The following is a 24611-nucleotide window of genomic DNA, read 5'->3' as shown; positions in this document are numbered from 1 at the left end:
CAGTACAAGGTCGACGGCTTCCGCTTCGACCTCATGGGCCACCACCCCAAGGAGAACATCCTCGCCGTCCGCAGGGCGCTCGACGCCTGCCCCGACTGCTCTGAACCGTTCTGAACCTTTCTCAACAGGACCGGGGGAAAAGACGATGATCTTTGGCAGGGGCACCTCATATTGGCGAGGGGGTGGTGCCGGCCGGCGCCACGCCGGCCGGCTGCTGATGCAGTCGCTGGCCCTCGCGCTCGTCGCGCCTCTGGGGGCGGCACAGCTGGCCCAGGCCGCGGAGACCTCCGGCCTGGGGCGGCCCGACGTGCCCAAGTCCCGGGTGAGCAAGGTCGAGACGGTCGACGGCCTCGGCGCGAAGGAGGCCCGGAAACGGGTCGCCCGGGACAACAAGGCCAACAAGGCGCAGGCCGATAGGGCCCGTACGGAGCAGAAGGCGGTCTGGCCCGGCGAGGGCGGGGCGACGCTCGCCCTCACGGGCGGCAAGCCGGGGAAGGCAGAACCGGGCGGAGTCCCTGTCACGTTGACGCCGTCGTCCGGAGACAAGGCCGCGGCGGCGGGCACCGCGCGCGTCACCGTGCTGGATCAGAAGGCCGCTCGCGCGGCAGGCGTCACGGGTGTGCTGCTGACGGCCGGGGCGGACACCGCGGGCAAGGCCGAAGTAAGCGTGGACTACAGCGGTTTCGCCTCGGCAGTGGGTGGTGGCTGGTCGCAGCGGCTGCGTCTGGTGCAGCTTCCCGCGTGCGCCCTGACGACCCCTGAGAAGAGCGAGTGCCGCACCCAGCGTCCGCTCGCGTCGGACAACGACCTCGCGCACCGGTCGGTCTCGGCGAAGGTGAGCATCGCCGAGTCCGCGGACGGTGCGTCGACGCAGCTCATGAAGGCCGCGGGCAGTGCGGCCCCGGCCGCCACCGTGCTGGCCGTCACCGCCACCGCGGCCGGGTCGGGGGAGTCACCCAAGGGCACCGGCAACTACTCGGCCACCCCGTTGTCGGAGTCCTCGTCCTGGGAGGGGGGCGGCAGTTCAGGCGCGTTCACCTGGTCGTACGACTTCACACTGCCGCCCGCGGCGGCGGGCCCGCTGCCGCCGCTGTCGCTGTCGTACGACTCGGGCAGCGTCGACGGCCGCACGGCCACGTCCAACAACCAGGGCACGTCGGTCGGTGAGGGCTTCTCGCTCACCGAGTCCTACATCGAGCGCACCTACGGCTCGTGCGACGAGGACGGCCACGAGGACATCTCGGACCTCTGCTGGAAGTACGACAACGCGCGGCTGGTGCTGAACGGCAGGTCGACGCGGCTGGTCAAGGACGACGACGACGGCCAGTGGCGGCTGGAGGGAGACGACGCCTCGAAGGTGACCCGGTCCACCGGCGCGGACAACGGCGACGACAACGGCGAGTACTGGACCGTCGTCACCGGCGACGGCACGAAGTACGTGTTCGGTCAGAACAAGCTGGACGGAGCGGACGCCCAGCGCACCAACTCCGTGGCGACGGTCCCGGTGTTCGGCGACGACGCGGGTGAGCCGGGCTACTCCGCGGGGGACGCCTTCGGTGACCGCTCGCTCACGCAGGCCTGGCGGTGGAGCCTCGACTACGTCGAGGACCTGCGCGGCAACGCGGCCACCTACTGGTACACGAAGGAATCGAACTACTACAAGAAGAACAAGGCCGAAACCGCCAACGCATCCTACATTCGCGGCGGTTACCTGGACCGGATCGAGTACGGCCTGCGCAAGGGCGCCCTGTTCACCGACAAGGCGGACGCGAAGGTCACCTTCGGCTACGCCGAGCGCTGCACCGCCGCGGACTGCTCCAGCCTGACCAAGGACACCGCCGACAACTGGCCGGACGTGCCGTTCGACGCGATCTGCGCCAAGGACGACGACGAGTGCAAGGCGGTCGGCCCGGCCTTCTTCTCCCGCAAGCGGCTGACCGGGATCGACACCTTCTCCTACAACGCCACCTCCGCCGCGTACGACGCGGTGGACTCCTGGGACATGGTCGGGCAGTACCTGGACGGCGGAGACATCGGTGACAGCTCCGACCAGGTGCTGACCCTGAAGTCGCTCAAGCGGACCGCGAAGGCGGGTGCCACGAGCGTCGCGCTGAACCCGGTGGCGTTCACCTATCAGATGCGGCCGAACCGCGTCGACGGCACGGACGACATCCTGCCCCTGACCCGGCCGCGGATCTCCACCGTCGTCTCGGAGACCGGTGCGATCACCACGGTGACGCTGTCGGCGGCGGAGTGCGTGCGCAGCCAGGTGCTGGGCGCCGCCCCGGACAGCAACACCCGCTCGTGCTATCCCCAGTTCTGGCACATCAACGGTGGCGAGGACGCCTCGATCGACTGGTTCCAGAAGTACCGGGTGCTGGCCGTCGGCGTCTCCGACCCGACAGGCGACAACGAGGCCGTCGAGCACGCCTACTCCTACAGCGGGGCCGCCTGGCACTACGGCGACGACCCGTTCGCGCCGAAGGCCGAGCGGACCTGGTCGGAGTGGCGCGGCTACGCGCAGGTGACCGCGTGGACCGGCGCGACAGGCGTGACCCGCTCCCGGACGGTCTCCCTCTATCTCCAGGGCATGGACGGTGACGAGAAGAGCGACGGCACCGACAAGTCCGTCTCCGTCGCCCCCCTGTCGACGCCCGCTCTCGGGGCCGCCGCCATCACCGACAGCGACCCGTACTCGGGGCAGTTGCGCGAGCAGGTCACCTATGACGGGTCCACGGCGATCTCGGCGACGGTGAACGACCCCTGGTCGCAGGAGACCGCCCGCCAGAGCGTGCCCGGCGCGGGTGACCACGTCGCCCGCTTCGTCCGCCCGCAGAAGGTGCACACCTACACCTACCTGACGGCCTCGCAGACGTGGCGCGAGCGCCTGACGAACACCTCCTACGACAGCTACGGCATGCCCGTCACGGTCGACGACTCCGGGCAGGTCGGCAAGGCCTCGGACGAGACCTGCACCCGCACCTGGTACGCCCGCAACGCCGACATCGGCCTCACCGGCCTGGCCTCCCGCACCCGCACGGTCGCCCGCGGCTGCGCGACCGCGGACGCCTCCCTCGCCCTGCCCGCGACGATGAACCCGATCGCCCCCGAGCGCGGCAGTGTGCTCTCCGACGTCGGCACCGTCTACGACACCGCGAACGCCACCACCTGGTCGGCGACCCAGAAGCCCACCAAGGGCCTGGCGACCTGGACCGGTCGCCCCACCGGCTACACCGCCACCGCCGACGCGGCCGGCGACCGGCTCCCGTCCGGCTGGCAGACAGCCACCACCACGACGTACGACACCCTGGGCCGCACCCTCAAGGTCATCGACTCGGTGGGGAACCCCACCAGCACCGCCTACACGCCCGTCGACGCGGGGCCGCTGACCAAGACCATCACCACGGACGCCAAGACGTACAACACGGTCACCTTCCTCGACCCGCGTCGCGCGGTGCCACTGCGCACCTACGACGTCGGTCTGAAGAAGACCGAGATGGCCTACGACGCCCTCGGCCGGCTCACCGACGTGTGGCTGCCGAACCGGACGAGCGGCAGCCAGACCCCCAACCAGAAGTACGCGTACCACACGGACGACGCCAAGCCGTCCTGGGTGTCGACCTCCACGCTGAAGAAGGACGGCGAGACCTACAAGACCACCTACACGATCTACGACGCGCTCCTGCGCCCCCTGCAGACCCAGTCGCCCACACCCGAGGGCGGCCGGCTGCTGACGGACACGCGCTACGACACACGGGGCCTGGCCTACGAGACGTACGCCGACATCTTCGACACCACCAGCACGCCCAACGGCACGTACACGCGGGCCGAGTACGGCGAGGCGCCCCAGCAGACGGGGACGGTGTTCGACGGGGCGGGCCGCGTGGCGACGAGCACCCTGTACATCTACGGCGTCAAGAAATGGGCCACCAGCACGAGTTACACGGGTGACTCGGTCGCGACGACGGCCCTGGAGGGCGGTTCGGCGCAGCGTACGATCACCGACGTCCGCGGCCAGGCGACGGAGACCCGCGAGTACGCGAGCACGAGTCCGGCCGACGCCTCCTACGGCGGCAGCGCCGGCGCCTCGTACACGTCCACGAAGACGGACTTCGCGCTGGACGGCAAGAAGCTGACGCTCACCGGCCCCGACGGCGCCAAGTGGTCGTACGTCTACGATCTGTTCGGCCGTGAGGGCATCAGCACGGACCCGGACAAGGGCGTGACGCTCACCGAGTTCGACGCCCTCAACCGTCCGGTCAGGACGACGGACGCGCGCGGCACGGCCGTCGTGACCGAATACGACGTTCTGGGCCGGATCACCGGTACCTGGAAGAGCTCCAAGACGGACGCCAACCAGCTCACCGGTTTCGTCTACGACACCCTCCTCAAGGGTCAGCTCACCTCCTCCACCCGCTACGTCGGCGGCAAGGCGGGCGCGGCCTACACACAGGCCGTCACCACCTACGACAGCCTGAACCGCCCCACGGGCACCCAGCTGCAGCTGCCGGACAGCGACCCGTTCGTGAAGGCGGGCGCATCCGCCACGCTGGAGTACGAGACGGGGTACAACGTCGACGGCAGCAAGAAGTTCAGCCGGGAGCCGGCCGTGGGCGGCCTGCCGTCCGAGATCGTCGACTACGGCTACGACGACGTGGGTGACGTGACCTCGGTCGGCGGCGCGACCGGGTACCTGCTCGACGTGGACTACTCGGCGCTGGCACAGCCGCAGCAGTTGACACTGGGCGTCGGCGGCACCGGCAACAAGAGCGTCTACGTGGCGAACACCTATGAGGAGGGCACCGGCCGCCTGACCGGCAGCCATGTCACCGACCAGACCCACGGCTACATGTTGCAGGATCTCGACTACACCTACGACCAGACCGGCAACGTCACCGCGATCAGCGATCCGACCCTCCTGGGCGGCACGGGCTCCGCGGACACCCAGTGCTTCACCTACGACGGCCACCAGCGCCTGACCGAGGCCTGGACGCCCGCCTCGCAGAAGTGCACCGACACCAAGAGCGCGTCCAGTCTGTCGGGGCCGGCCCCGTACTGGTCGACCTACGAGTACAACAACGCGGGCCAGCGGACCAGTGAGACGGTCCACAAGAGCACCGGCGACACCAGGACGACGTACTGCTACCCCACCACCCTCACCGCCCAGCCGCACACCCTGACCGGCACCACGACCAAGACCGACTGCGCCACCCCGGAGCGTTCCTACAACTACGACAAGTCCGGCAACACATGGCACCGCCCCGGCGCGAGCGGAACCCAGACCCTGGACTGGTCGGCCGACGGCAAGCTGAGCAAGCTCACCGAGGGCGGGGTGGCGACCGACTACCTCTACACCACGGACGGCACCCTGCTGATCCGCAGCACGCAGAACGGAGAGCGCGTTCTGTACACAGGCGCCACCGAACTCCACCTCCGCGCCAACGGCACCACCTGGTCCCAGCGTTACTACGGCGCCGAGGAACTGACGGTCGCCGTCCGCTCCAACCAGTCGGGCACCAACAAGGTCACCCACCTCACGGGTGACCAGCACCAGACCTCCACCCTGGCGCTCAACCCGGACACCGGCCAGACCTTCACCAAGCGCTACACCACCCCCTTCGGCGCCGACCGCGGCACGACGTCGAACGGGCCCTGGCCGGACGACAAGGGTTTCCTGGGCAAGACACGGGACGCCACCTCGGGCCTGACCCACATCGGCGCCCGTGAATACGACACGTCCATCGGCCAGTTCATCAGCGTCGACCCGCTCCTGGAAGCCGGCGAACTCCAGGCCATGAACGGCTACACGTACGCGGTGCAGAACCCGCTCACCCACAGCGACCCCACCGGCCTGGGCCTCGCCTGCGGCGGCAACGGCGACGACACGCCCTGCCCGACCCGCCCGGACGGCACCCCCGGCAACGGGCGCCCCAACGAAGCCGTCGACTATTCCAAGCCGCAGTCTCCCCACCCGTGCAACAGCAACTGCGGCACGGCCAGTGGCGACACGTGGACGCGGCAGGACGAGTTGGGCCGTCGGGCCGCGGCCGCCTACCGCGAGCAGCTGGTTCTCAACCCGGAGGTCATCCTCAACCCGAACGCCACCCAGCTCACGGCCATGTGGTTCATGGGTGTCACTCCGTCCGCCTACTACTTCGACGAGAACGACAAGATGACCCAGGCCGTCCAGGATCACATCTGGATGCAGGTCGTGCGCACGTTTCTCTCGCACCGCAAGAACACGAAGATAGGGCAGACCATCAAGGGGCTCGACTACAAGACCAAGTACGGCGCAGCCATGAACGATCTTCCCCTCAAGGGAATGATGGTGGGCGAAGTCTCCGACGCCCTCATGCAGCTCGCCGGTGACAACGACCCGGACACGGCGGCGGGCGCCACCCGCGCGGTGCTCGGCTCCTTCAACATGAAGGCGACCGTGACCGGCTACAACAGGCTGAACCGGCGCGGAACGGTGCAGTTCGAGATCACACAGAAGATGACCGTCGAGTCACTGACCCGTGGCGTGTCGAAGGAAGGGTACGAGAGCGGAGCGAAGGACCCGATGGCGTCGGGCATCTCCAACGCCGCCCGCGCGATCTTCCCCGGCGGCCAGAAACCGTTGTCGATGACGTTCCGATGGACCGAGACCGTTCCGATGCCGGCGCCCGGCCGGTAGGAGCAGATCACTCCGGCATGCTTCTCGCGGCCAGCCGCTCCTGGAGCCGCGTGTGCCGGAACTGGTAGACGGGGCCCGTCGCCCGCAGCAGATTGCGGCGGCGGGCGTCCTCCAGGAAGTGCATCAGCCGTACGGGGGTGCCCTCCTCGTAGTGGAGTTGTACGGCGGTGAGGGCGGTGGCGACGGCCAGGTTGGTGGCCAGGCCCGAGGCGGCGCCGGTCCACAGCAGAGCCGTGACGGCGACCATGGCGCCCAGCAGCGGGAACAGCGTCCAGGCCAGGATGGGCCCGATGTACAGGCCGAGGGCACAGCCGGTCAGCAGTCCCAAGCAGAGACGCAGCCCTATGTGGTGCCGCCACACGTCACGCGGACTCACCGACCGGGTGTCCACCACCGGAGGCCGGGCGTAGTCCTCACGCACCTTGTCGTAGTGCCCCACGCCCGCCGAGAGGAAGGGAATACGGGAGACGATGTCGTAGCCCCGCCCCGTGACCAGCACCTCGCTGAAACCGATCGGCAGCGTGACCAGGTACCAGAGCCAGAACGGCGGGGCGTCGTCGCTCACCAGCGGTATCCCCAAGCAGAGCCCGGTGCCCACGAACATCCACTGCCTGACGCCTGCCAGGACCGTCTCCCGGGTGAAGATGTCGCGCCAGCCCGCGCTCGACAGCGGCTGCGGCACGCTGAGCGCCGCGGCCCGGCGGGCGATCCCGTAGCCGCCCGCCATCGCCGCGAGGGTACCTGACACCGTTGGCAGGAGGTTCGTGGTCAGGATCCAGGCCAGGATCACGCCTGGTGACCCGCACACCACCGCGGAGACGATCCACACGGCGATCATCCGGGGCCGGTGGCCCGTCCAGCCGGGAATGTGCCACCAGCGCAGATCGCGCGTGCCCTCCTGGGTGAGCCGGGCGGCGATGAACCGGAGCGTGCGCTCGGCCGTCCTGGCGGAGTAGCGGGGGCGCGGGTGTCCGGGGCGCTGGGCGTAGGCGGCGACGACCGCGTGATCGAGGAGATGGTTCTCGATGGCCGCGGGGGTGGGAAAGCGCGTGGTGTCGAGCAGTTCGTCCACGGGATCGTCGTCGCCGTAGACATCGCGGAGCAGGGCGATGCTGAGGGGGCTGGTGAGAGCGGTGGCAAGAGGGCCGGCCCCCGCGAGAAGCCGCCCGGTGAGCTCCTCCCAGGCGGGGGACGGAGCGGAGGGCAGCCGGTTCAGCAGATACCCGGCCGCGTCGGCGGCCCGGACCGGCTGAATCTCCACCGCGAGAGCACCGCCCAGCCTGGTCTTCTTCGCGGTGAGCACGGCTTCCCTGGCCCGCGACACCAGCACCAGCCGGAAGGGCGCCGTCTCCAGCGCGCCGACCATGGCCCCGCGCAGCCGACCGGTGACCTCGTCGAGGCCGTCGAGGAAGAGGGAGATGCGTCCCTGTTCGAGCAGTTGCCGGGCGTGGGCGCGTCCGCCTCTCCCGTGGAAAAGGGTGTACTCGCGGGTGAGCCGGTCGGCGGCCCAGTCGACGGCGCTGTCCTCGCCCGGGTCCCACCCGTCGAGGGAGAGCAGCACGGGGACGGGCACGCGGGCCCGGTCGGCGGGTGCGGCCCGCGCGGCCCGATGGACGAGCGCGTCGAGGAGCAGCAGCACGCCGGCGGCCGTCTTGCCGGCGGCCGGCGCCCCGACGAGCAGCAGCCGTCCGGAGGCCAACCCGCCGTAGACGGCGTGCAGTTCGGACAGCCCGCCGCCGTCCCGGATCCGGTCCCGGGTGGCCGGTCCGAGACCCGGCAACGGCCCGAACCGCGCCCGCCCCGCTTCCTCCCCCGTCGCCCCGACGACCCGACCCGCGACCTTCCGCTCACTCACCCGCCACCGCACGGGCAGCGGCGCGGGCTCGAGCAGCCGCCGCAACCCGGCCTCCTCCTGCCACTGGGCGCCGACGACACGGGCCAGTTCGTCGGCGGTGCCGCCGAGGGCGTCCTCGGGGTCGGCCGGCGCGATGTGGTGATGAATGTGCTGGGTGTTGTGGTCACCGACCTGAAAGGCGGTGGGCCCGTGGAAGGCATTGCCGGAGACGGAGTCTCTGCGCCTGGAGACTCTGTCGTCGGAATCGCTGTAACCGGGGCCCGACTCGACGCCGCCGGCATTGGGATCGGGATCGGGATCGGTCATCTGCCGGACCCGAAGTGGTTCTCCTGCCGGTTGTGATCGCCGGTCTGGACGGCGGTGGGCCCGTGAAAGGTGTTCCCGCCGACGGCTCCGCCCCTGGGCCCGTCAGCGGTACCGAACTCCTTGGCCAGCTCGACGAGTTGCTCGACAAGCCGGTCCCGCTCCCCCTCTGCCAGAGCTTCGAGCAGCGAGGCGAACTCCCCTTGCCACAACACCGCGTGCACCGCCCGCACCCGTTCCCGGTCGCCCTCGTCGACGGCGTCCAGTGCGGCGGCGGTCCGGTCGAGCCGCTCGATCACCTCCCGCTCGGCGTCGACATTCCCCCGTCCGACGAGCCGGGCACACCGAGCCCTGAACCAGGTCCAGCCGTCCGACCCGGCCGACTGCACGACGGCCATCCCCCCACCGGCCGCAGCCGCGGTCAACGCCTCGCTCAGCATGTTCCGTCCCCTCCCCGTGGCCACCGCCACCCCGGCCCGCTGAGTGCGCGCACGGGACAAAACGCATGGTACAGACGGCAGTTGGGGGCGGCGGAGCCTTCTGATCACCGAGAGGGGAGAATCACGGGATGGGCGGGAACACGAGGACCGGGAACGCGAGGGTCGGGAGCACGAGGGTCGGGAACACGAAGGCGTGGTTCATGCGGCGGACGCCGGTCTTCTGGCTGACGCTCTCGGCGCTGTCGTGCGTGGGGCTGTTCCTCACGTGGTTCTGGGGAGCGTGGTCCGGCGGCCTGGACGTGGCCGAGACCTGCGCGCTCCTGAAAGGCCAGAAGTACGACGACGCCTACCGCACGGAGCACTGGCGCGAGCCGTCGAGGGTCTTTCCGCTGCACAACAAGTGCAACGCCTCGTACGACCTCGTTCCGGCCTGGGTCAACCCCACGCTGGTCCTTCTGGCGCTCCTCGCCGTGGGCTCCCTGATCACCGGCGTGTGCCTGCTGATCGCCGCTGCCCTGAGGGCGGTCGCCCGCTGCCGCTCAGGCGGCCGACCGACTCCGCCGCGCTGAGCCGTCCACGGAGGCACGACCGGGCACGACCACCAGGCACGACTACCAGGCACGACGACCAGGCCCCGCAGCAGACGCTCGGCCGGATGCTCGACGCAGTGGTAGGCCAGGGCGGCGAGGGCCTGGCTGACGACCAGCACTCCCGCCCAGAACACGACCGTCTCGCCGCCGGGCGCGGGCTTGCCCCACGCGAACACGGCCAGCAGCACGGGAACGTCGGACAGAGGGAAAGCGTACGGGGCACGCGGTAGTACCGCGTGCCCCGTACAGGTACGGCGAGATTCAGTTGTAGGGGGTGACGAGCTTCATGGGTTCGTAGGGATAGGTGCTGGTGGGAGCGGTCCAGCCCGCGACGCCGCCCTTGAAGGTCGCGTCCGCGCCGGACCAGTTCCAGGTCCAGGTCTGGATGCTGGTGTCCTGCTTGCGCAGGGCTGCCAGGTCGTCGTATCCGTCGCCGTTGAAGTCACCGGTGGCGAGCTGTGTCTGGGCGATGTTCCAGCTGAGCTTGCCGTCGAGGGTGACCTTGGCGGAACCGAACTGGTCCAGGCCGGACAAGGACTCCGCGAACATGGTGGAGACCTTGTCGCTGCCGTCGTTGTAGGCGTACCAGATCATGATGTCGTCGCGTCCGTCGCCGTTGAAGTCACCGGCGTGCGGGGTGGCCTGGTCCCAGTCGAGGGCGCCGGTGTACCACCAGGACGTCGGGTTCGCGAAGCCGCCCGTGACGTCGGCGAGGAACGTGTGGGTGCGGATGGTGTCGTCGCCCTGGCCGTAGAAGACGGCGATGTCGTCGCGGCCGTCGCCGTTGAAGTCGCCGGTGGTGAACTTGCAACGGCTGCGCAGCCAGGTGCCCGAGGGCGCCGAGAACGACTCGAAGGGGCTGTTGAAGCCGCCCCGGACGTTGGCGGTGAGGGTGAACAGCTTGGTGGTGCCGTCGGGGTAGGCGTACCAGATGGCCACGTCGTCGCGCCCGTCACCGTTGAAGTCGCCGGCCTCCGGGGTCATGTAGCTGGCGTGCATGACGTTCTTTGCGACGGTCCAGGAGGTGAGCGGTGCGGCGAAGCCTCCGTTGCTCTGTCCCAGGAAGGTCAGCATTTCCAGGCTGGTGTCCGGCTTGGGGTGGAGCGCCGCGATGTCGCCGCGCCCGTCGCCGTTGAAGTCGCCGGTCACGAACTTCATGTACTTGGCCTCGTACACGCCGGCCGCGGCGGCGTACGACTTCAGCGGTTCCTTGAAGGTGCCGTCGGAGTTGGTCAGCAGGCTGTAGGTGGCGTCCGTTCCGGCATCGAAGTCGTTCCACCAGGCCAGGTCGCTGCGTCCGTCGCCGTTGTAGTCGTGGCGCATGCCGGAGCCGTTGGACCACAGGGCCTGGCTCTTGGCGTTGTAGACGACCAGGTTGCCCTTGTCCTGGAGCAGGACGTAGCCCTCGCCGGTCAGGTTGGGGGTGGTGGTCGAGGACAGCCCGGTGGTCCACAGCTTGGACAGGCCGTCGGCGCTGTAGACGGTGAGGTTGCCGTTGGCCTCGACGCGGGCGGTGGCGTCCGGGTTGCCCGAGGTCTTGGACTGCCAGACGACGGTGCCGGCCTTGGAGGTGACCACGAGGTTGCCGTCACCCTTCATGGTCAGCGTGGCGGAGTTGGACATGATGGACTGGCCGGAAGTGAGCTGGGTACCGGGAGCGATGCGCGCACCGCCGGTGATGCCGTCGATGTTGAATGCGGTGCCGAAACCCGTGAGTTGGCTGTTGGTGGCCTTGCCGGTCCAACCGGCCATCGTGTTGTCGGCCTTGCGGGTCCAGAGGTCGAGCACACCATCGCCGGTGAGGTCGCCGGAGGTGCCCAGGGTGGGGTAGTCGGCCTTCTTGAAGCCGGTGGCGATTTTAGTGCGGTCGGCTCCCCACGTGGCGAGGTTGAGCTTGCCGTCGTCCGCAATCCTCGTTCCGTAGGAGCGGAAGAGCTCGCCGGTCGCGTCGTCACGGAGTAGCAGGTCGGGGACGGCGTCGCCGTTGAGATCACCGGGGGCGACCACGGTGAACTTGCTCCAGTCGATGGCACCTACGAGGGACGGGGGCGCGACGCCGTCGAGAACACCGGCGGTGTCGCCGTAATAGGCCCAGAGCTTCGTGCCTTGCTTGACGAGGACGTCAGGGAAGGAGTCGCCGTTGAGGTCGCCTCCTGTGGTGACCTGTTCGGCGTTGTACCAGTGGTCGTCACCCTCCCAGCCGGGCCTGGCCTTGCATTTTCCGCTCCTGGGTACGGGGCAACTGACCTGCAGTTCCACGTACTGGGCGCGGTTGATACTGCCCTTGCCGTTGTTGTCGTAGACGCGCAGATTGTTCTTCTTGTTGTTGGCGTTGTACTCGAGGGAAACGAGGTCGTTATAGCCGTCTTCCGTCCAGTCACCGGACAAAGCGACCTGCTGGCCCGGGAAGATCCCGCCTGCGTTGGCTGCGGCGTAGAAGTGGCTTTCTCCCTGGCCGGCGTGGGCGAGGAGGGTGCCGTTGGAGTCTGTGCTCCAGATGTCCTTGAAGGTGTCGCCGTTCAGGTCACCGGGCTGATCCTTGTCGGTGGAGCGGGTGGCGTAGAAGAGATAGGTGGCTGTGTCGGAACGGTTGCCGGCTGCGTCGACGCTGTAGGCGTACACCAGGTGCGGGCCGTATGAGGGGACGACGAAGTCTGCCCAGGCAGCATCTGTGGAGGTTTCGTTGAGGCTGGGATCGGTGTCCGTCCACCAGTAGTAGGCCTTGACGTCTGTCACACCGTTGGGAGCGAGCAGGAAACGAGCAGTGGTACGAGCCGGCCCCGTCTGTGAGGGCCAGCCGTTGTCCCCGTTGGGGTACTTGTTGCCGTCGGAAGTGATGACGGGAGGCTTGCTCGGCCGAGCGCGGTCGATGCTGAAGGTGCAGGTCTTGCCGTACGCCGAGTACGCGCCGTCCGGGTCCTTTGCCCGCACCTTCCAGGTGTAGGTGCCGCTAGGCGTCTTGTCGGTGGGCAACACGACGGTGGCGACGCGTCCGCGCAGCGCCGGCACGCTGATCCCGTACGGAGTGGTGGAGCCGGAGGGGAAGAGCTGGAACTCGGCGGTCAGGTTGCCCGCGTCGGGATCGTCGACCTTCGCATAAAGACTGACCGAGGTGTTGCCGATGGTGCCGCCCGCAGTGCAACTGGTGCTCGGATAGGTGCCCAACCCGGTCGGGACCTTGGGCGGATTGTTGTAGACGATCTCCAGGACGGCGGTCTTGGGGTCGAACTTCTTCCAGCCGAAGGTGTCCGTCTCGCTGGATGCGTACATGCCCAGGTTGACGCTCACGTCGCCGTTGGCAGCCGCCTTGCGGACGACGCTCGTGGCATTGAACTCCAGGTTGCCGGCCGGGCAGTCGCTGCTCCAGCCCTTGGCGTCGTTCACGGTGTCCAGTACGGACCCGATCGGGTCGGGCTGGTTCTTCCAAGTGGTCTTGTCGGAGATGTCACCGACCTCGAACAACTGGACCCCGCGGGCCTGGCAGGACCAGGACCAGGTGTTGCGGATCCGGAACGTGGCGGACTTGACCTGCGCCCCCTGTGCGGCGCTGGTGTCGAGCTCGAAGAAGGAGCGCGAGATACGGTTCAGACCGCCGGTCTCGGCTTCGTATCCGACACGCACCACCTCTTTGGCGTCCCAGAACGACGTGTTGGGATAGGCCTGGTAGACCCTCGTCCAGTGGGTCCGGACGTTGCTGGACCACGTCGGGTCGATATAGACGGGGTAGGTGGTCTCAGCCCCTGTCAGCAGGTTCTGCTCCGGCGTGATGGTCAGCGTGTCGTCGCTGACGGACGTCTCCATGGCTGCGTCCTTGGCCCCGGCCCCGGGGTCGAAGGCGGCTTCTGCGGTCGACGTGGTCGCGGTGAGAGCCGACATCAATTTCCGCGCTTGGGCAGTGGTGGGCGTGCTGGAGTCCCACATCATGGGTGTGGGGCTGGTGAACACGGTCTGCCCGGCCGGGTCGATCGCCTCCAGAGACCCGGTCTCACTGTCCTTGGACACATCGAGCCCGACCGTGTCGATGGCGAACTGGAGTTGGGCCAGCGCCGGGTTCTTGGCGGCCTCGGCGCTCTTGACCACCAGAAGCTGGGAGAAGCCTTGCACCTCGGCTTTCAGCTGGAGGTCCACGCCGGGAAGGACCTCGGCGTAGGTGGCCACGTTTCCCGCCAGCGTGGGAGTGGGCAACGCCTTGGGCCAGGTCAGTGAGAGTGTGCGTCCGTCGCGGTTCCCGGTGAGCATGGGGCCCGTTCCACCGCCGGAGAACCGTACTGACACCGCTGCCGCCTTGGGGACCACGGCCCCGTCGGTGGCGAACGCGAGGGTGGGGTCAGCCCCCACCCACGTTCCGTTCCGCCATACCCGCACGGCACTGCCGTACCGCTTCACCGAGAACGAGCCGTCCGGCTGCGCCCAGGTGTCGCTCGACTCCGTGCGAGCGGACACCACCTCGACAGGTTGACCGGAGGCCTGCGCATCGGCGAGGGCCTTGTCCTTCTCGGTCATTGAACCGTCGGCAACCGGATCGGACGCTGCGGTGACCGCCTTGGCTGACTGTGCCGGTACGGCTGTGGCCGTACCGGCAGGCAATATCGGCGCCAGAATGCCGGAGGTCACGATGCCGACCAACAAGCGGAATCTGCGCCTTCGGAAAAGTGCCCCACCCTCGTGTTCTCTGGACACGACTTCAATCCCCAATCCCCTGCGCCTGATTTCGCGCAACTCTAACGGCGGCGCCTCCAGGTATTTCACACGCCCATGCCGCTGCGCAGCAACAGAAAATCATGGAGAACTTGCGTATTCGACGTGAAGATGGGCAAATTGGCGAGGTGGCCGAATCTCGCTCCAGTGGCCTGAAGTGCAGCTTTGCTGATGGCTTCTGGTTGTTTCAGCGCGCATCGAGTGGGGAATCTATTTCCCGCGGCTGATCTTCCTGTTACCTTTTGGGGGCTTTGTTTGCCTTCACGAGGGGTGGGGCGTGAGCCGGTACGGCGCGCGTAGATGGGGCGGCCTTATTTCTGCTGCCCTCATACTGGGAATGCTTCCTGCGAACAGCATGGCAGCTGCATCATCCGGTAAGGGAATCAGTCTTCCCGAGCCGAAGCAGCCGCCTACTGTGGCAGTGAAGCGGATGGCTGTCGGTACCACGGACGATCGGCCCGATCAGGCGCGCCCATGGAAGGCGCCCAAGGTCACCTGGCCGGAGCCCGGCACCGCCACCGTGCAGTTGAACTCGGCGACCTCCAAGTCAGCCGCGAAGAGGGCTGGTTCGCTCCCCGTCGCCTTGACGGTCCCGCCCGCTGACCAGCGGACCGCGGCCCAGTCGCCGGCCAAGGCGACCGTCACGCTCGCCGGCCAGAAGACCGCCCGCAAAGCAGGCGTTGAGGGCCTGTTGTTCTCCGTCGCCCGCGCAGACGGCAGTTCTGCCGCAGGCGCCACCTCGGTACAGGTCGACTACAACTCCTTCAAGGGCGCCTACGGCGGTGATTGGGCAGCCCGTCTGCACCTGGTGCAACTCCCTGCTTGCGCGCTGACCACACCGGACAGGCCCGCCTGCCGCATTGGTAAACCGCTGCCCACGACCAACGACACCAAGACGAACACGCTCACCGCGACCGCCACCCTGTCCGCGGCCACCTCCACGTCGCCCTCTGGCGTCAAGGCCGCGGCAATGTCCGGAGCGACAGTGCTGGCAGCCACCGCTGCGGCCTCGGGTGCGAGCGGTGACTACAAGGCGACCTCTCTCCAGGCGTCGGGCTCCTGGAGCACGGGGGGCTCGACCGGCGGGTTCTCCTGGTCGTATCCGATCGACACTCCTGCGGTTCCAGGAGGGCTCAAGCCCTCCGTGTCGCTCGGCTACAACTCGCAGGCTGTGGACGGCCGCACTTCGGCCTCCAATAATCAGCCCTCGTGGATCGGTGACGGCTGGGACTGGGAGCCCGGATACATCGAACGCCGCTACAAGTCCTGCGAAGTCGACAAAGACAAGGACGGCGCCACCAACACCACCAAGGTCGGCGACCAGTGCTGGTACAGCGACAACGCCACTCTGTCGTTGGGTGGCAAGACCGTCGAACTCGTCCAAGGTGCGGACGGCGGATGGCATCCGGCCTCTGACGCGAACGAGAAGGTCGAGAAGCTCACAGGCGCCGCCAACGGCGACGACGGAACGGAAGGCGTCGACGGCAAGGGTGAGTACTGGAAGGTCACCACGGCCGACGGCATCCAGTACTTCTTCGGCCGCAACAAGCTTCCGGGCTGGAGCGACAACGGCACCGCCGCCGACGACCCGGTGACCAATTCGGCCTGGACGGCTCCGGTCTTCGGCAATCACTCGGGCGAGCCCTGCTACAACTCCTCGTTCGCCTCCGGCTGGTGCCAGCAGGCCTGGCGTTGGCAACTGGACTACGTCGTAGACCCGCGCGGCAACGCGATGGCCTACTACTGGTCCAAGGAGTCCAACAACTACGGCCGGAACGTCTCCGAGACGACCGGCAAGGCCACCGTCACTCCCTATGTGCGTGGCGGTTGGCTCGAGCGCGTCGACTACGGCCTGCGTTCCGACACGGTGTACTCGGCCAAGGCCATGGGCCAGGTCCACTTCGGCGTGACCTCCCGCTGCCTCACGTCCTGCACTTTCGACGAGGTCAACGCCGCCAACTGGCCGGACGTCCCCTACGACCAGTACTGCAAGGACGGCTCCACCGAGTGCAAGGACCAGTACTCCCCGACGTTCTGGTCCCAGAAGCGCTTGGCGTCCATCACCACCAAGGTCCTCACGGGCGGCGCGTACAAGGACGTCGACAGCTGGACTCTCGCGCAGACCTTCCCTTCCTCAGGGGACGGCATCTCCACCCCGATGTGGCTTGCCTCCATCCAGCACACTGGCAAGGCTGGATCCGCCGTCACCTTGCCTGCGGTCACCTTCGAAGGCGTACAGAAGCCCAATCGTGTCGACAAGCTCTACGACAGCCTGGCCCCGTTCATCCGGCTGCGTATGTCGCAGATCAAGACCGAGACCGGCGGAACCATCGGTGTCGACTACTACACGCCGGACTGCACTGCCACCACCCTCCCCCCGGCCGACGGCACCAATAACACCCGCTGCTACCCAGTCAAGTGGCCCTTCGAGGGGGAGGACGCCAAGCAGGACTGGTTCAACATCTACCCGGTCCAGCGGGTCGTCGAAGGTGACAACCTCGTCGAGTCTCCCGACACTGTCACTCAGTACACGTATGTCGGCGGCGCCAAGTGGGCGAAGAGCACGGACGAGTTCACCAAGCCCAAGGACCGCACCTACTCCGTCTCGCGCGGCTATGAGCGCGTGCAGACCCGCAAGGGCGCCGGCGCGGATGCCCGGACTCTGACCGAGACTCGCTACTTCCGCGGCATCGACGGTGCCGAAGTGAAGGACTCCGCCGGCGTCGCGGTCATCGACCGGGAACAGTTCGCCGGCGCGGTTCGAGAAAGCGCGACCTACAACGGGGACGGAGGCGCGCTTGTCTCCGCCACCTCATACACCCCATGGCGTTCGGCGGAGACCGCGACACGGGCGCGAAGTGAAGCCGAACTGCCCGACCTGAAGGCATATCACACGGGAACAGCGACGGAAGAGACCCGCACAACCGTCACTGGTGGTACCCGAACAACCAAGACCAGCCGCGGCTTCGACGCCTACGGCATGGTCACCCAGGTGTCCCAACATGGCGACACCGCCAAGACCGGGGACGGCACCACCGTCGGTGACGAAAGTTGCACGACTACCACCTACCTGCGCAACACATCGGCCTGGATCCTCAGCACGGTCTCTCGCACAGAGACGGTCGCCGCGCTGTGCAACGCCACCGTCAAGCGCCCCGACGACATCATCGACGACTCCCGCGTCTCCTACGACGGCGCAGCGTTCGGTATCGCCCCCACCAAGGGCCTGATCACCAGGACCGAGCGGATCAACGGCAGCGGCACCGGATACGACACCGCCAGTTCCATCCCCAACACCTGCGGCGCGACCAAGAACCAACTCTGCTACGACCAGTACGGTCGCCCGCTGGCGACAGCGGACGCCTTCGGCAAGGTCACAGTCTCGTCGTACATCCCCCCCGTGGGCGAGAACCCGACCACCGCAACCGTGACCAACACGCTCGGTCACACCATCAGGACCAAGCTGGACCCGTTGCGAGGCCAGGCACTCGAGGTGGCCGATGCCAACGGCCGGGTCACTTCGACGAGCTACGACGCTCTTGGCCGAGCTGCCAAGGTCTGGCTTCCGACCCGCTCGGCCACCGAATTCCCTGACGCGCCGAACTACTCCTACACGTATCAGGTCCGCACCGACGGCCCCATCGTCGTCACCACCAAGTTCCTCGACCACTTCTCCGAGTACCAGACCAGCTACGCCTTCTATGACGGTCTGCTGCGCGAGCGCCAGACTCAGGCGAAGTCCCCGGACCTGGCAGGGCGACTGGTGACGGAGGCGTTCTACAACACCCGTGGCGAAGCGTGGCGTTCTTCAGGCACGTTCTTCAGCACCGGTGCCGCCGAGCCTGTGCTTGTGACCGGTCAGGACACGCAGTACCCGTCGTCCACCGAGACCGTTTTCGACGGTGCGGGCCGGCCAACGGCGGTGATCGCCAAGAAGTTCGGGGACGAGACGAAGCGCATCACCACCACCTACACGGGCGACAGCACCACCGTCATTCCGCCCAAGGGCGGCACCGCGACCACGACAGTGGTGGACACGCTGGGCCGCACGGTGCAGCTCAAGGAGTACACGAACGCCGAACGCACGGCCTCCCAGTCCATGAGCTACCACTACGACAAACTCGGCCGCCTTGACGAGGTCACCGACCCTTCGGGGGCCAAGTGGACCTATGTCTTCGACGTTCGCGGCCGCCAGACCGAAGTTGTGGACCCGGACAAGGGGGAGACCCACACCAAGTACGACGTGGGCGATCGCGTCACCGATACCACCGACGCCCGCGGTATCACCCTGCACACCGACTATGACGAGCTGGGCCGCCGCACCGCGGTGAAGAACGGCACCACCACGATGTCGGCCTGGACCTACGACGGTGTCGCCAAGGGCCAGCTCGCCACGACTACCCGCTATATCGACGGCAAGGCCTACGTCACCGAGATCACCGACTACAGCGCCTTCGACCAACCGGCCGGAACCAAGGTCACCGTCCCCGCAGGATTGGGCGTGCCCGCCGGCAGCTACGAGTGGTGGAACTACTACAACGACAACACAGGCCAGCTCATGGAGACCGAGCATCCTGCGATCGGTGGCCTGCCCGAGGAATCGGTTCACATCAACTACGACAGCGCCGGCCTGCTGCGGACTCTCAGCGCGCAGAGCGACCCGCTGATCTCGAACACGACCTATGACCACTACGGACGTAACACCGTCCTCGAATATGGCAAGTTCGCCCAGCACCTGAAGACCACCAGCGTCTACGACGACCACACCGGCGCGCTGACCGACGCCTACACCGACCGTGACACCGCACCTCAGAGGATCGAGGACTCCCACTACACGTACGACCCGGCCGGCAACATCACGCAGATCACCACCAACTACGGCCAGGACGCCGCTCGAACCACCGACACCCAGTGCTTCACCCTCGACGCGCTCACGCGCATCACCGAAGCCTGGACGAACACGGGTACTACGTGCGCCGCTGCTCCTTCCGGTGACGTGGTCGGCGGCCAAGACCCGTACTGGACCAGCTACTCGTACGACGCGGTGGGCAATCGAAAGACCGAAACCCAGCACCAGACCGCCGCGGGTCCCACCGCCGACACGGTCCGTACCTACGCCGCACCCGACACGGGCAAGCACAACCTGCCCAGCGTCACCCAGACCGGCACCGATCCGCGCACCGAGTCGTACAGCTACACCGAGACCGGCGACACCAAGACCCGCACCTTCAAACAGGGCGCTACGACCACGCTCAACCAGGAGTTGGTCTGGGACGACGAAGACCACCTCAAGACCGCCACCAGCAACGGCCAGACCACCAGCTACACCTACGACACAGACGGCCAGCGCCTGACCCGCACCGACTCCACGGGTACGACGCTCTACCTCCCTGGTGGCAACGAGCTCAACGTCGACAAGACCGGCAAGGCCACGGGAACCCGGTACTACGGCACCGACACCCAGACCCTTGCCATGCGTACCGGCGGAAAGCTGACCTTCCTGCTTGCCGATCACCACGGCACGACCACGACCCAGGTCACCGCTGACGCCACCCAGGCCATCACGCGTCGCAAGACGGGTATCTTCGGCACTCCTCGCGGTAGCCAGTCGGCACCCTGGGTTGGCGACAAGGGCTTCGTCGGCGGTACCAAGGACATCGACACAGGCTTGACCCACCTCGGTGCCCGAGAGTATGAGCCGAATACCGGCCGCTTTATCAGTGTCGACCCGATTCTGGATCCGGCTGACTCGCAGCAGGTGAACGGGTACACGTACGCTGAAAATAGCCCCGTTACTCTGAGTGACGCCACTGGTCTCATGGCGTGCGCATCGCCTGACGAATGCGGGGGCGGGGCGCAGTACGGCAACAACACTCCGACGAAGAAGAGCGGGGGAAAGGCGCTCAACGACCCATCCTGGGGTTGCAACGGATGTGACGGGAACAGTTACGACGACGGCTGGTGGACGACAAGCGGATGGAGTGAAGCGGACACCGGTCCGGAATTGAATCCCGGTCTCATCACGGTATTTCCGGGTGTCCAGGTTTCTAAGCAGTGGGATGGTGTCCGTGAATTCAAGCTGGCCCTCCGAGAGGACCTCAGCACCACCTACTGCGGGCTGGAATGTGTCGCCGGTTGGATAACCAACCCTGCCGATTCCGAGCAGCTTTCCGGTGGCTACCAGACGCTTTCACTGGCCAAATGGAGGGCATGCGGGCGCCTTGAAGGTCATTGTCCGAAGTCGGTTTCGTCGCTTGCGGAGGCCTTGGGAAGCGCCACTGCCATGGCAATGGGTGTAGGCGGTGGCGGTCTCGGAGGACCCAAGCCTGGCCCCGGAATGGGTGGAATACCTGCCCAGGGTACGATTGCTCCCGGAGCGGTTCGATTCTCACAGAACAGTATCAGTGCCAAATTCTCGGACGGAAGGTCAGTCAAGGGTCTTGTTGATGACCTGAAATCCGGGAAAACCGCAATTTCTGATGTTCCGCCGATTCGTATCTTTCAGAGAGACGGAAAACTGTACACTCTCGATAATCGACGTCTCTATGCCGCCCGTGAGGCCGGTGTGAACATTCGGTTTGTTCGTGCAAGTCCCGGAGAAGTTGCGCGAGAGACGGAATGGAAGTTTACAACCAAAAATGACGGAACGTCTATCGTGGTCAAAGGAAAGTGAATATGGGTTTGCATGAATCCGTGCATCGCGTGAGATCGCGTGAAGATTTCGCTGAATTCCTTTCCGATGCTTTGATTGATCTGAGGGAGCATCCTGAGGACTGGGAGAACAGCACGCTTGAAAACTTCCTCGAGGCTTGGGGGGCCTGGGTGGGTGATATGCCTGGATGGTGCGCGAACCGTGGTGAGGCGATCCCGGAGCAGCCTGACTGGCACCTCCTGGCCGGTATGGTCATGGCGGCACGTATATATGAATAAACCTAAACTACGCTCGCTCGGTTTCGCCAACTGAACGCCGATTCCGAATTTCGCCTTCTCCTGCCTCCGAGCCTCAGTACCTGTCGTATGTCTGGCCCAGGCCGCATATTGACCGGGATTAACATCGGTGCAAGAGTGAAATGCTTCGTTCGGGAATTCTTTATTGGTGAAGATGCTATACGGTGCCAAGCTCCGGCCTCGGCTGCAATTCCGCCGAGGTCGGAGGCATTATTCGAGAGTGTCGCTATCCCAGGAGAGATCTCGTACTGCTGGCATATGGGAGGCTCGCCAATCGCGTAAAGGGGCCCGTGAGGTTGGCGCGGTGAGGGGCATATCGTGCGGGGCTGGGTAAAGGTGTTGCTGGCGGTTGAGCGGCGTTTGGGGACAGGAAAGCCTCCCACTCGGGTGGAAGTGGCGGTCGCCCGTCATCCTGTGCGTGCCGGTGTGGTCTGCGGGGGGAGTGCTGGGGGTGGGGATCGTCTGAGTCTTGTCCGGGTTCGGCGATCCCGGCGTTTGGCTCCAGGCGGGCCTGATCGGCGCCGGGATGGGGGTTTTGACCTGGGTCGTATGTCGCCTTACAGGGTGGCACCATGCCTATGACGAGAGAACAGGCAGAATCGAGGAAGCGCGACAAGCCGCCGCGCGGAACCGAGTGGAGCCCCGTTCGCTGAGTGCGGCCGTGTTGCTGTCGCTCGGCGGGTTGGTGGTCGCGTCTCGGGTGTTCTGGGTGGTCGGCCCCCTCGTCGACATTGCCAGGAGTCTGCCGTGGCGTGCGTCCTACGCTGGCCTTGCTGACGACGGCGCGCGTCATCGGCACGTGGTGCCAGTGGAGGCGTTTTCGAGTTCGTGGGGATCCCGGAACGGCGCAGGTCCAAGTACGTCGAGCTGCTGGTCACGGATGGCGCGGGGGACGTGTTCGTGGTCGGCGGGGCGCTGCATATCAACGAAGGCTGAGGTGCTCGCACTTCAACCAGGTCGTCATCGTGGTCGGAGCGGCGGGATTTCATAGGGGGTGGACATGCGTCGCTGGGAGAAGGCGTTGCTGGCGGTCGACCGGGTCTTGGGGACGGGCGAGCCGCCTTCCCGGGTGGAACTGGCGGCGGCTCGTCATCCCGTGGGCGTCGGGGTGACGACCGGAACTGTGATGGCGGTGTTGATCGCTGCGGCCTTGTCCGGCTTCGACGACCCCGTGATCCTGTTTCAGGCGGCCCTGATCGGTGCGGGGCTGGGGCTGCTCGGCTGGGCGGCGTGCCGCAATGCTCGATGGCTGCATGCCCATTACGCGAGGACGGGCAGGTACGAGGAGGTGCGGCAGAAGGCGCTACGGGCAAAGCCTCTCTCGCGGCGCGCGATGATTCTACGGATGCTCGGCGCGTGGGCGGTCACATCGGGGATGTTCTGGCTGATAGCTCCTCGCCAGGACATTCCAAGGGGTTGGCTGTGGTCTCCCGCTTTTGGGGCCGGGCTCCTGGCGTTTGCCTACGCGGCTACCTGGCTGAAGCAGAAGCGATCTCGCTGACTATACTTTTTGGAAATGGCTATGAATTTGGATTATCAAGCGGTTCGAGTGGCGACGCGTGAAGATTTCGTCGCATTCCTCGCTGCCGCTCTTGCTGACCTTCGGGATCGACCAGAGGAGTGGGAGAACCGCACGCTCGAGAACTTCCTTGAGGCATGGGGAGCCTGGGTGGGCGATATGCGTGGATGGTGCGGAAACCGCGGTGAGGTGGTCCCGGAGCAGCCTGACTGGCATCTCCTGGCCGCCATGGTCATGGCGGCGCGAATATACGAATGAGTCGTAGCGGCACTCGATCGGTTCCGCTGTGGGTGAGGGAGTCATATTGCCCTGGGAGAAGTGGGATGCTCTGGTGGCTGCGGAAACTGAGATTGCGCGACTACGTGTCGACGTCAATCAGTTGCCCATGCGAGCCGAAGTTATTGAACGAGCGGTCAAGTGCACTGCGCCCTGGGAACGCTCAACTGCTCTGACCTTCCTGCAGGACTTTCCGGAAGAAGTTCCGAGGCTGCTGGAACTGCTGGTCGATCTCTGCCTCTCGTCGAGGTGGGCTCCCTCGGCCCGAGAAGCGCTGTGGTCCGCGCGTTACGACATCGACGCGCAAGTGCTCGGTGACGTCGTACTGCGCTACCTGGCTGACGGTGACGTCGAGGACTACCGCCTTCTGGCCGACACCCTGACCTACATCGAAGCTTGGCCGGCTCTCGGTGAACTGATCGCCCAGGCCGGTCGGAGCGACGATGCGGAAGTCAGGGAGATCGGCGAGGAACTTGCTCGCAGTTATCGGGGGTTGTTGCCCTGAAGTGCGGAGTAGCGCACTCGAACCACACCGTCTTTCCGTCGGCCGGGGCCGGGATCACGCCCCACTTGTCGACCAACGCGTCCAGGAGGATCAGGCCTCGGCCGCCTTCCGACTCCCGGTCCAACTTCGCTGGGGCCGGGAGTAGTTCGCCGTAGGCGTCCGTCACCTCTGCCCTGACTCCCGTCGGCTGCTTCAGGAGCAGCAGCGTGCAGCGGCTGTCCGGTACGTGGCGGACCACGTTGGCGATCAGTTCCGTCAGGGCCAGCTCTACCGTGTCCGTCAGGTGTTGCAGCTCCCAGTTCTCCAGGTGCATGCGGGCGATCCGGCGGATGTGGCGCGCCGAGTGTTCGCCGACCGTCAGGGTCATGCGGTACTGCGTGGGGATGGGGGAGGCGTAGATCGAGGGGAAGTATCCGTTCACGGTATGAGGGTGACCTGCGTCAACTACTCTGGGCTACGCAATGAATACAACCCGTTGTGTCGTGGTGTTGTGGGAGGGCGTGCGTGACCCATATCAATGTTCTCGACCCGGGAGCCTCACCGCTCGACTATTACGGGTTCGAGCTTCGGCGGTTGCGGGAGGCGGCTGAACTTACGCAGAAGCAGCTCGGGGACATCCTCAACTACACCGGCTCGCTGGTTGGGCAGATCGAGACCGCCCGGAAGGTGCCTACCGTTGAGTTCAGTGAGCGGGTGGATGCGGCACTGGGCGAATTCAAGGGGTCGTGGCAACACCGCTGATCATGCGGCTGTCGTGAGGAGCTTAGCGAGGCGCTCGGCTGGGGTTTCCCAGTCGAGCGT

Annotated in this window: 11 protein-coding genes and 1 pseudogene; 8 read left to right on the top strand and 4 right to left on the bottom strand. The window is 66.5% G+C overall.

The genetic code is table 11. The features are described 5' to 3' along the window. Window positions 1-217 precede the first annotated feature (217 nt). Window positions 218-6676 (top strand): RHS repeat-associated core domain-containing protein, encoded by a 6459-nt coding sequence (locus ACFWBD_RS39105; protein ID WP_385678200.1) that lies wholly within the window; start codon window positions 218-220, stop codon window positions 6674-6676. Between the two features lie 7 nt (window positions 6677-6683). Here the strand turns inward: ACFWBD_RS39105 and ACFWBD_RS39100 are convergent, their stop codons facing one another. After that, window positions 6684-8837: a hypothetical protein gene (locus ACFWBD_RS39100; protein WP_385678198.1), complete on the bottom strand. Its 2154-nt coding sequence runs from the start codon at window positions 8835-8837 to the stop codon at window positions 6684-6686. After that, window positions 8834-9274, bottom strand: coding sequence for a hypothetical protein (locus ACFWBD_RS39095; protein WP_385678195.1), 441 nt, complete (start codon window positions 9272-9274; stop codon window positions 8834-8836). The genes ACFWBD_RS39100 and ACFWBD_RS39095 overlap by 4 nt, the downstream gene beginning before the upstream one ends. 200 nt (window positions 9275-9474) lie before the next feature. Here ACFWBD_RS39095 and ACFWBD_RS39090 point away from each other — a divergent pair, with 200 nt between their 5' ends. Continuing rightward, on the top strand, window positions 9475-9843 hold the full coding sequence (locus tag ACFWBD_RS39090; RefSeq protein ID WP_385678192.1) for a hypothetical protein: 369 nt from the start codon (window positions 9475-9477) through the stop codon (window positions 9841-9843). A gap of 282 nt (window positions 9844-10125) precedes the next feature. Here ACFWBD_RS39090 and ACFWBD_RS39085 read toward each other — a convergent pair whose 3' ends face one another. Beyond that, window positions 10126-14367: an FG-GAP-like repeat-containing protein gene (locus ACFWBD_RS39085; RefSeq protein ID WP_385678189.1), complete on the bottom strand. Its 4242-nt coding sequence runs from the start codon at window positions 14365-14367 to the stop codon at window positions 10126-10128. A 625-nt stretch (window positions 14368-14992) separates the two neighbouring features. Here ACFWBD_RS39085 and ACFWBD_RS39080 point away from each other — a divergent pair. From ACFWBD_RS39080 to ACFWBD_RS39060, 5 genes are all read left to right on the top strand, one after another. Next, window positions 14993-21235 carry an RHS repeat domain-containing protein gene (locus tag ACFWBD_RS39080; RefSeq protein ID WP_385678186.1) on the top strand — a complete coding sequence of 2081 codons (6243 nt, stop codon included), beginning with the start codon at window positions 14993-14995 and terminating at the stop codon, window positions 21233-21235. Between the two features lie 2 nt (window positions 21236-21237). Continuing rightward, the gene (locus tag ACFWBD_RS39075) at window positions 21238-21492 is read left to right on the top strand and encodes a hypothetical protein (RefSeq protein WP_385678184.1); all 255 of its coding nucleotides are present in this window, start codon (window positions 21238-21240) and stop codon (window positions 21490-21492) included. Window positions 21493-22510: 1018 nt separating this feature from the next. Next, the gene (locus tag ACFWBD_RS39070; RefSeq protein ID WP_385678181.1) at window positions 22511-23011 is read left to right on the top strand and encodes a hypothetical protein; all 501 of its coding nucleotides are present in this window, start codon (window positions 22511-22513) and stop codon (window positions 23009-23011) included. Between the two features lie 15 nt (window positions 23012-23026). Beyond that, a complete protein-coding gene (locus ACFWBD_RS39065; RefSeq protein WP_385678178.1) occupies window positions 23027-23287 on the top strand; it encodes a hypothetical protein in 261 nt (86 codons plus the stop codon). A 46-nt stretch (window positions 23288-23333) separates the two neighbouring features. After that, the gene (locus tag ACFWBD_RS39060; RefSeq protein ID WP_385678175.1) at window positions 23334-23810 is read left to right on the top strand and encodes a hypothetical protein; all 477 of its coding nucleotides are present in this window, start codon (window positions 23334-23336) and stop codon (window positions 23808-23810) included. Here ACFWBD_RS39060 and ACFWBD_RS39055 read toward each other — a convergent pair. Then, window positions 23758-24231, bottom strand: a complete 474-nt coding sequence (locus ACFWBD_RS39055) for an ATP-binding protein (protein ID WP_385678172.1) — start codon at window positions 24229-24231, stop codon at window positions 23758-23760. The two genes, ACFWBD_RS39060 and ACFWBD_RS39055, sit on opposite strands and share 53 nt — an antisense overlap. An 83-nt stretch (window positions 24232-24314) precedes the next feature. Here ACFWBD_RS39055 and ACFWBD_RS39050 point away from each other — a divergent pair. Beyond that, window positions 24315-24521 (top strand): annotated as a pseudogene (locus tag ACFWBD_RS39050) (helix-turn-helix domain-containing protein); the annotation flags it as partial. Between the last annotated feature and the right edge of the window lie 90 nt (window positions 24522-24611).

The sequence above is a fragment of the Streptomyces sp. NPDC060002 genome (assembly GCF_042737245.1).
Lineage (GTDB): Bacteria > Actinomycetota > Actinomycetes > Streptomycetales > Streptomycetaceae > Streptomyces.
Note: the sequence above shows the minus strand (reverse complement) of the source record. Positions and strands in the feature narration are given on the sequence as shown.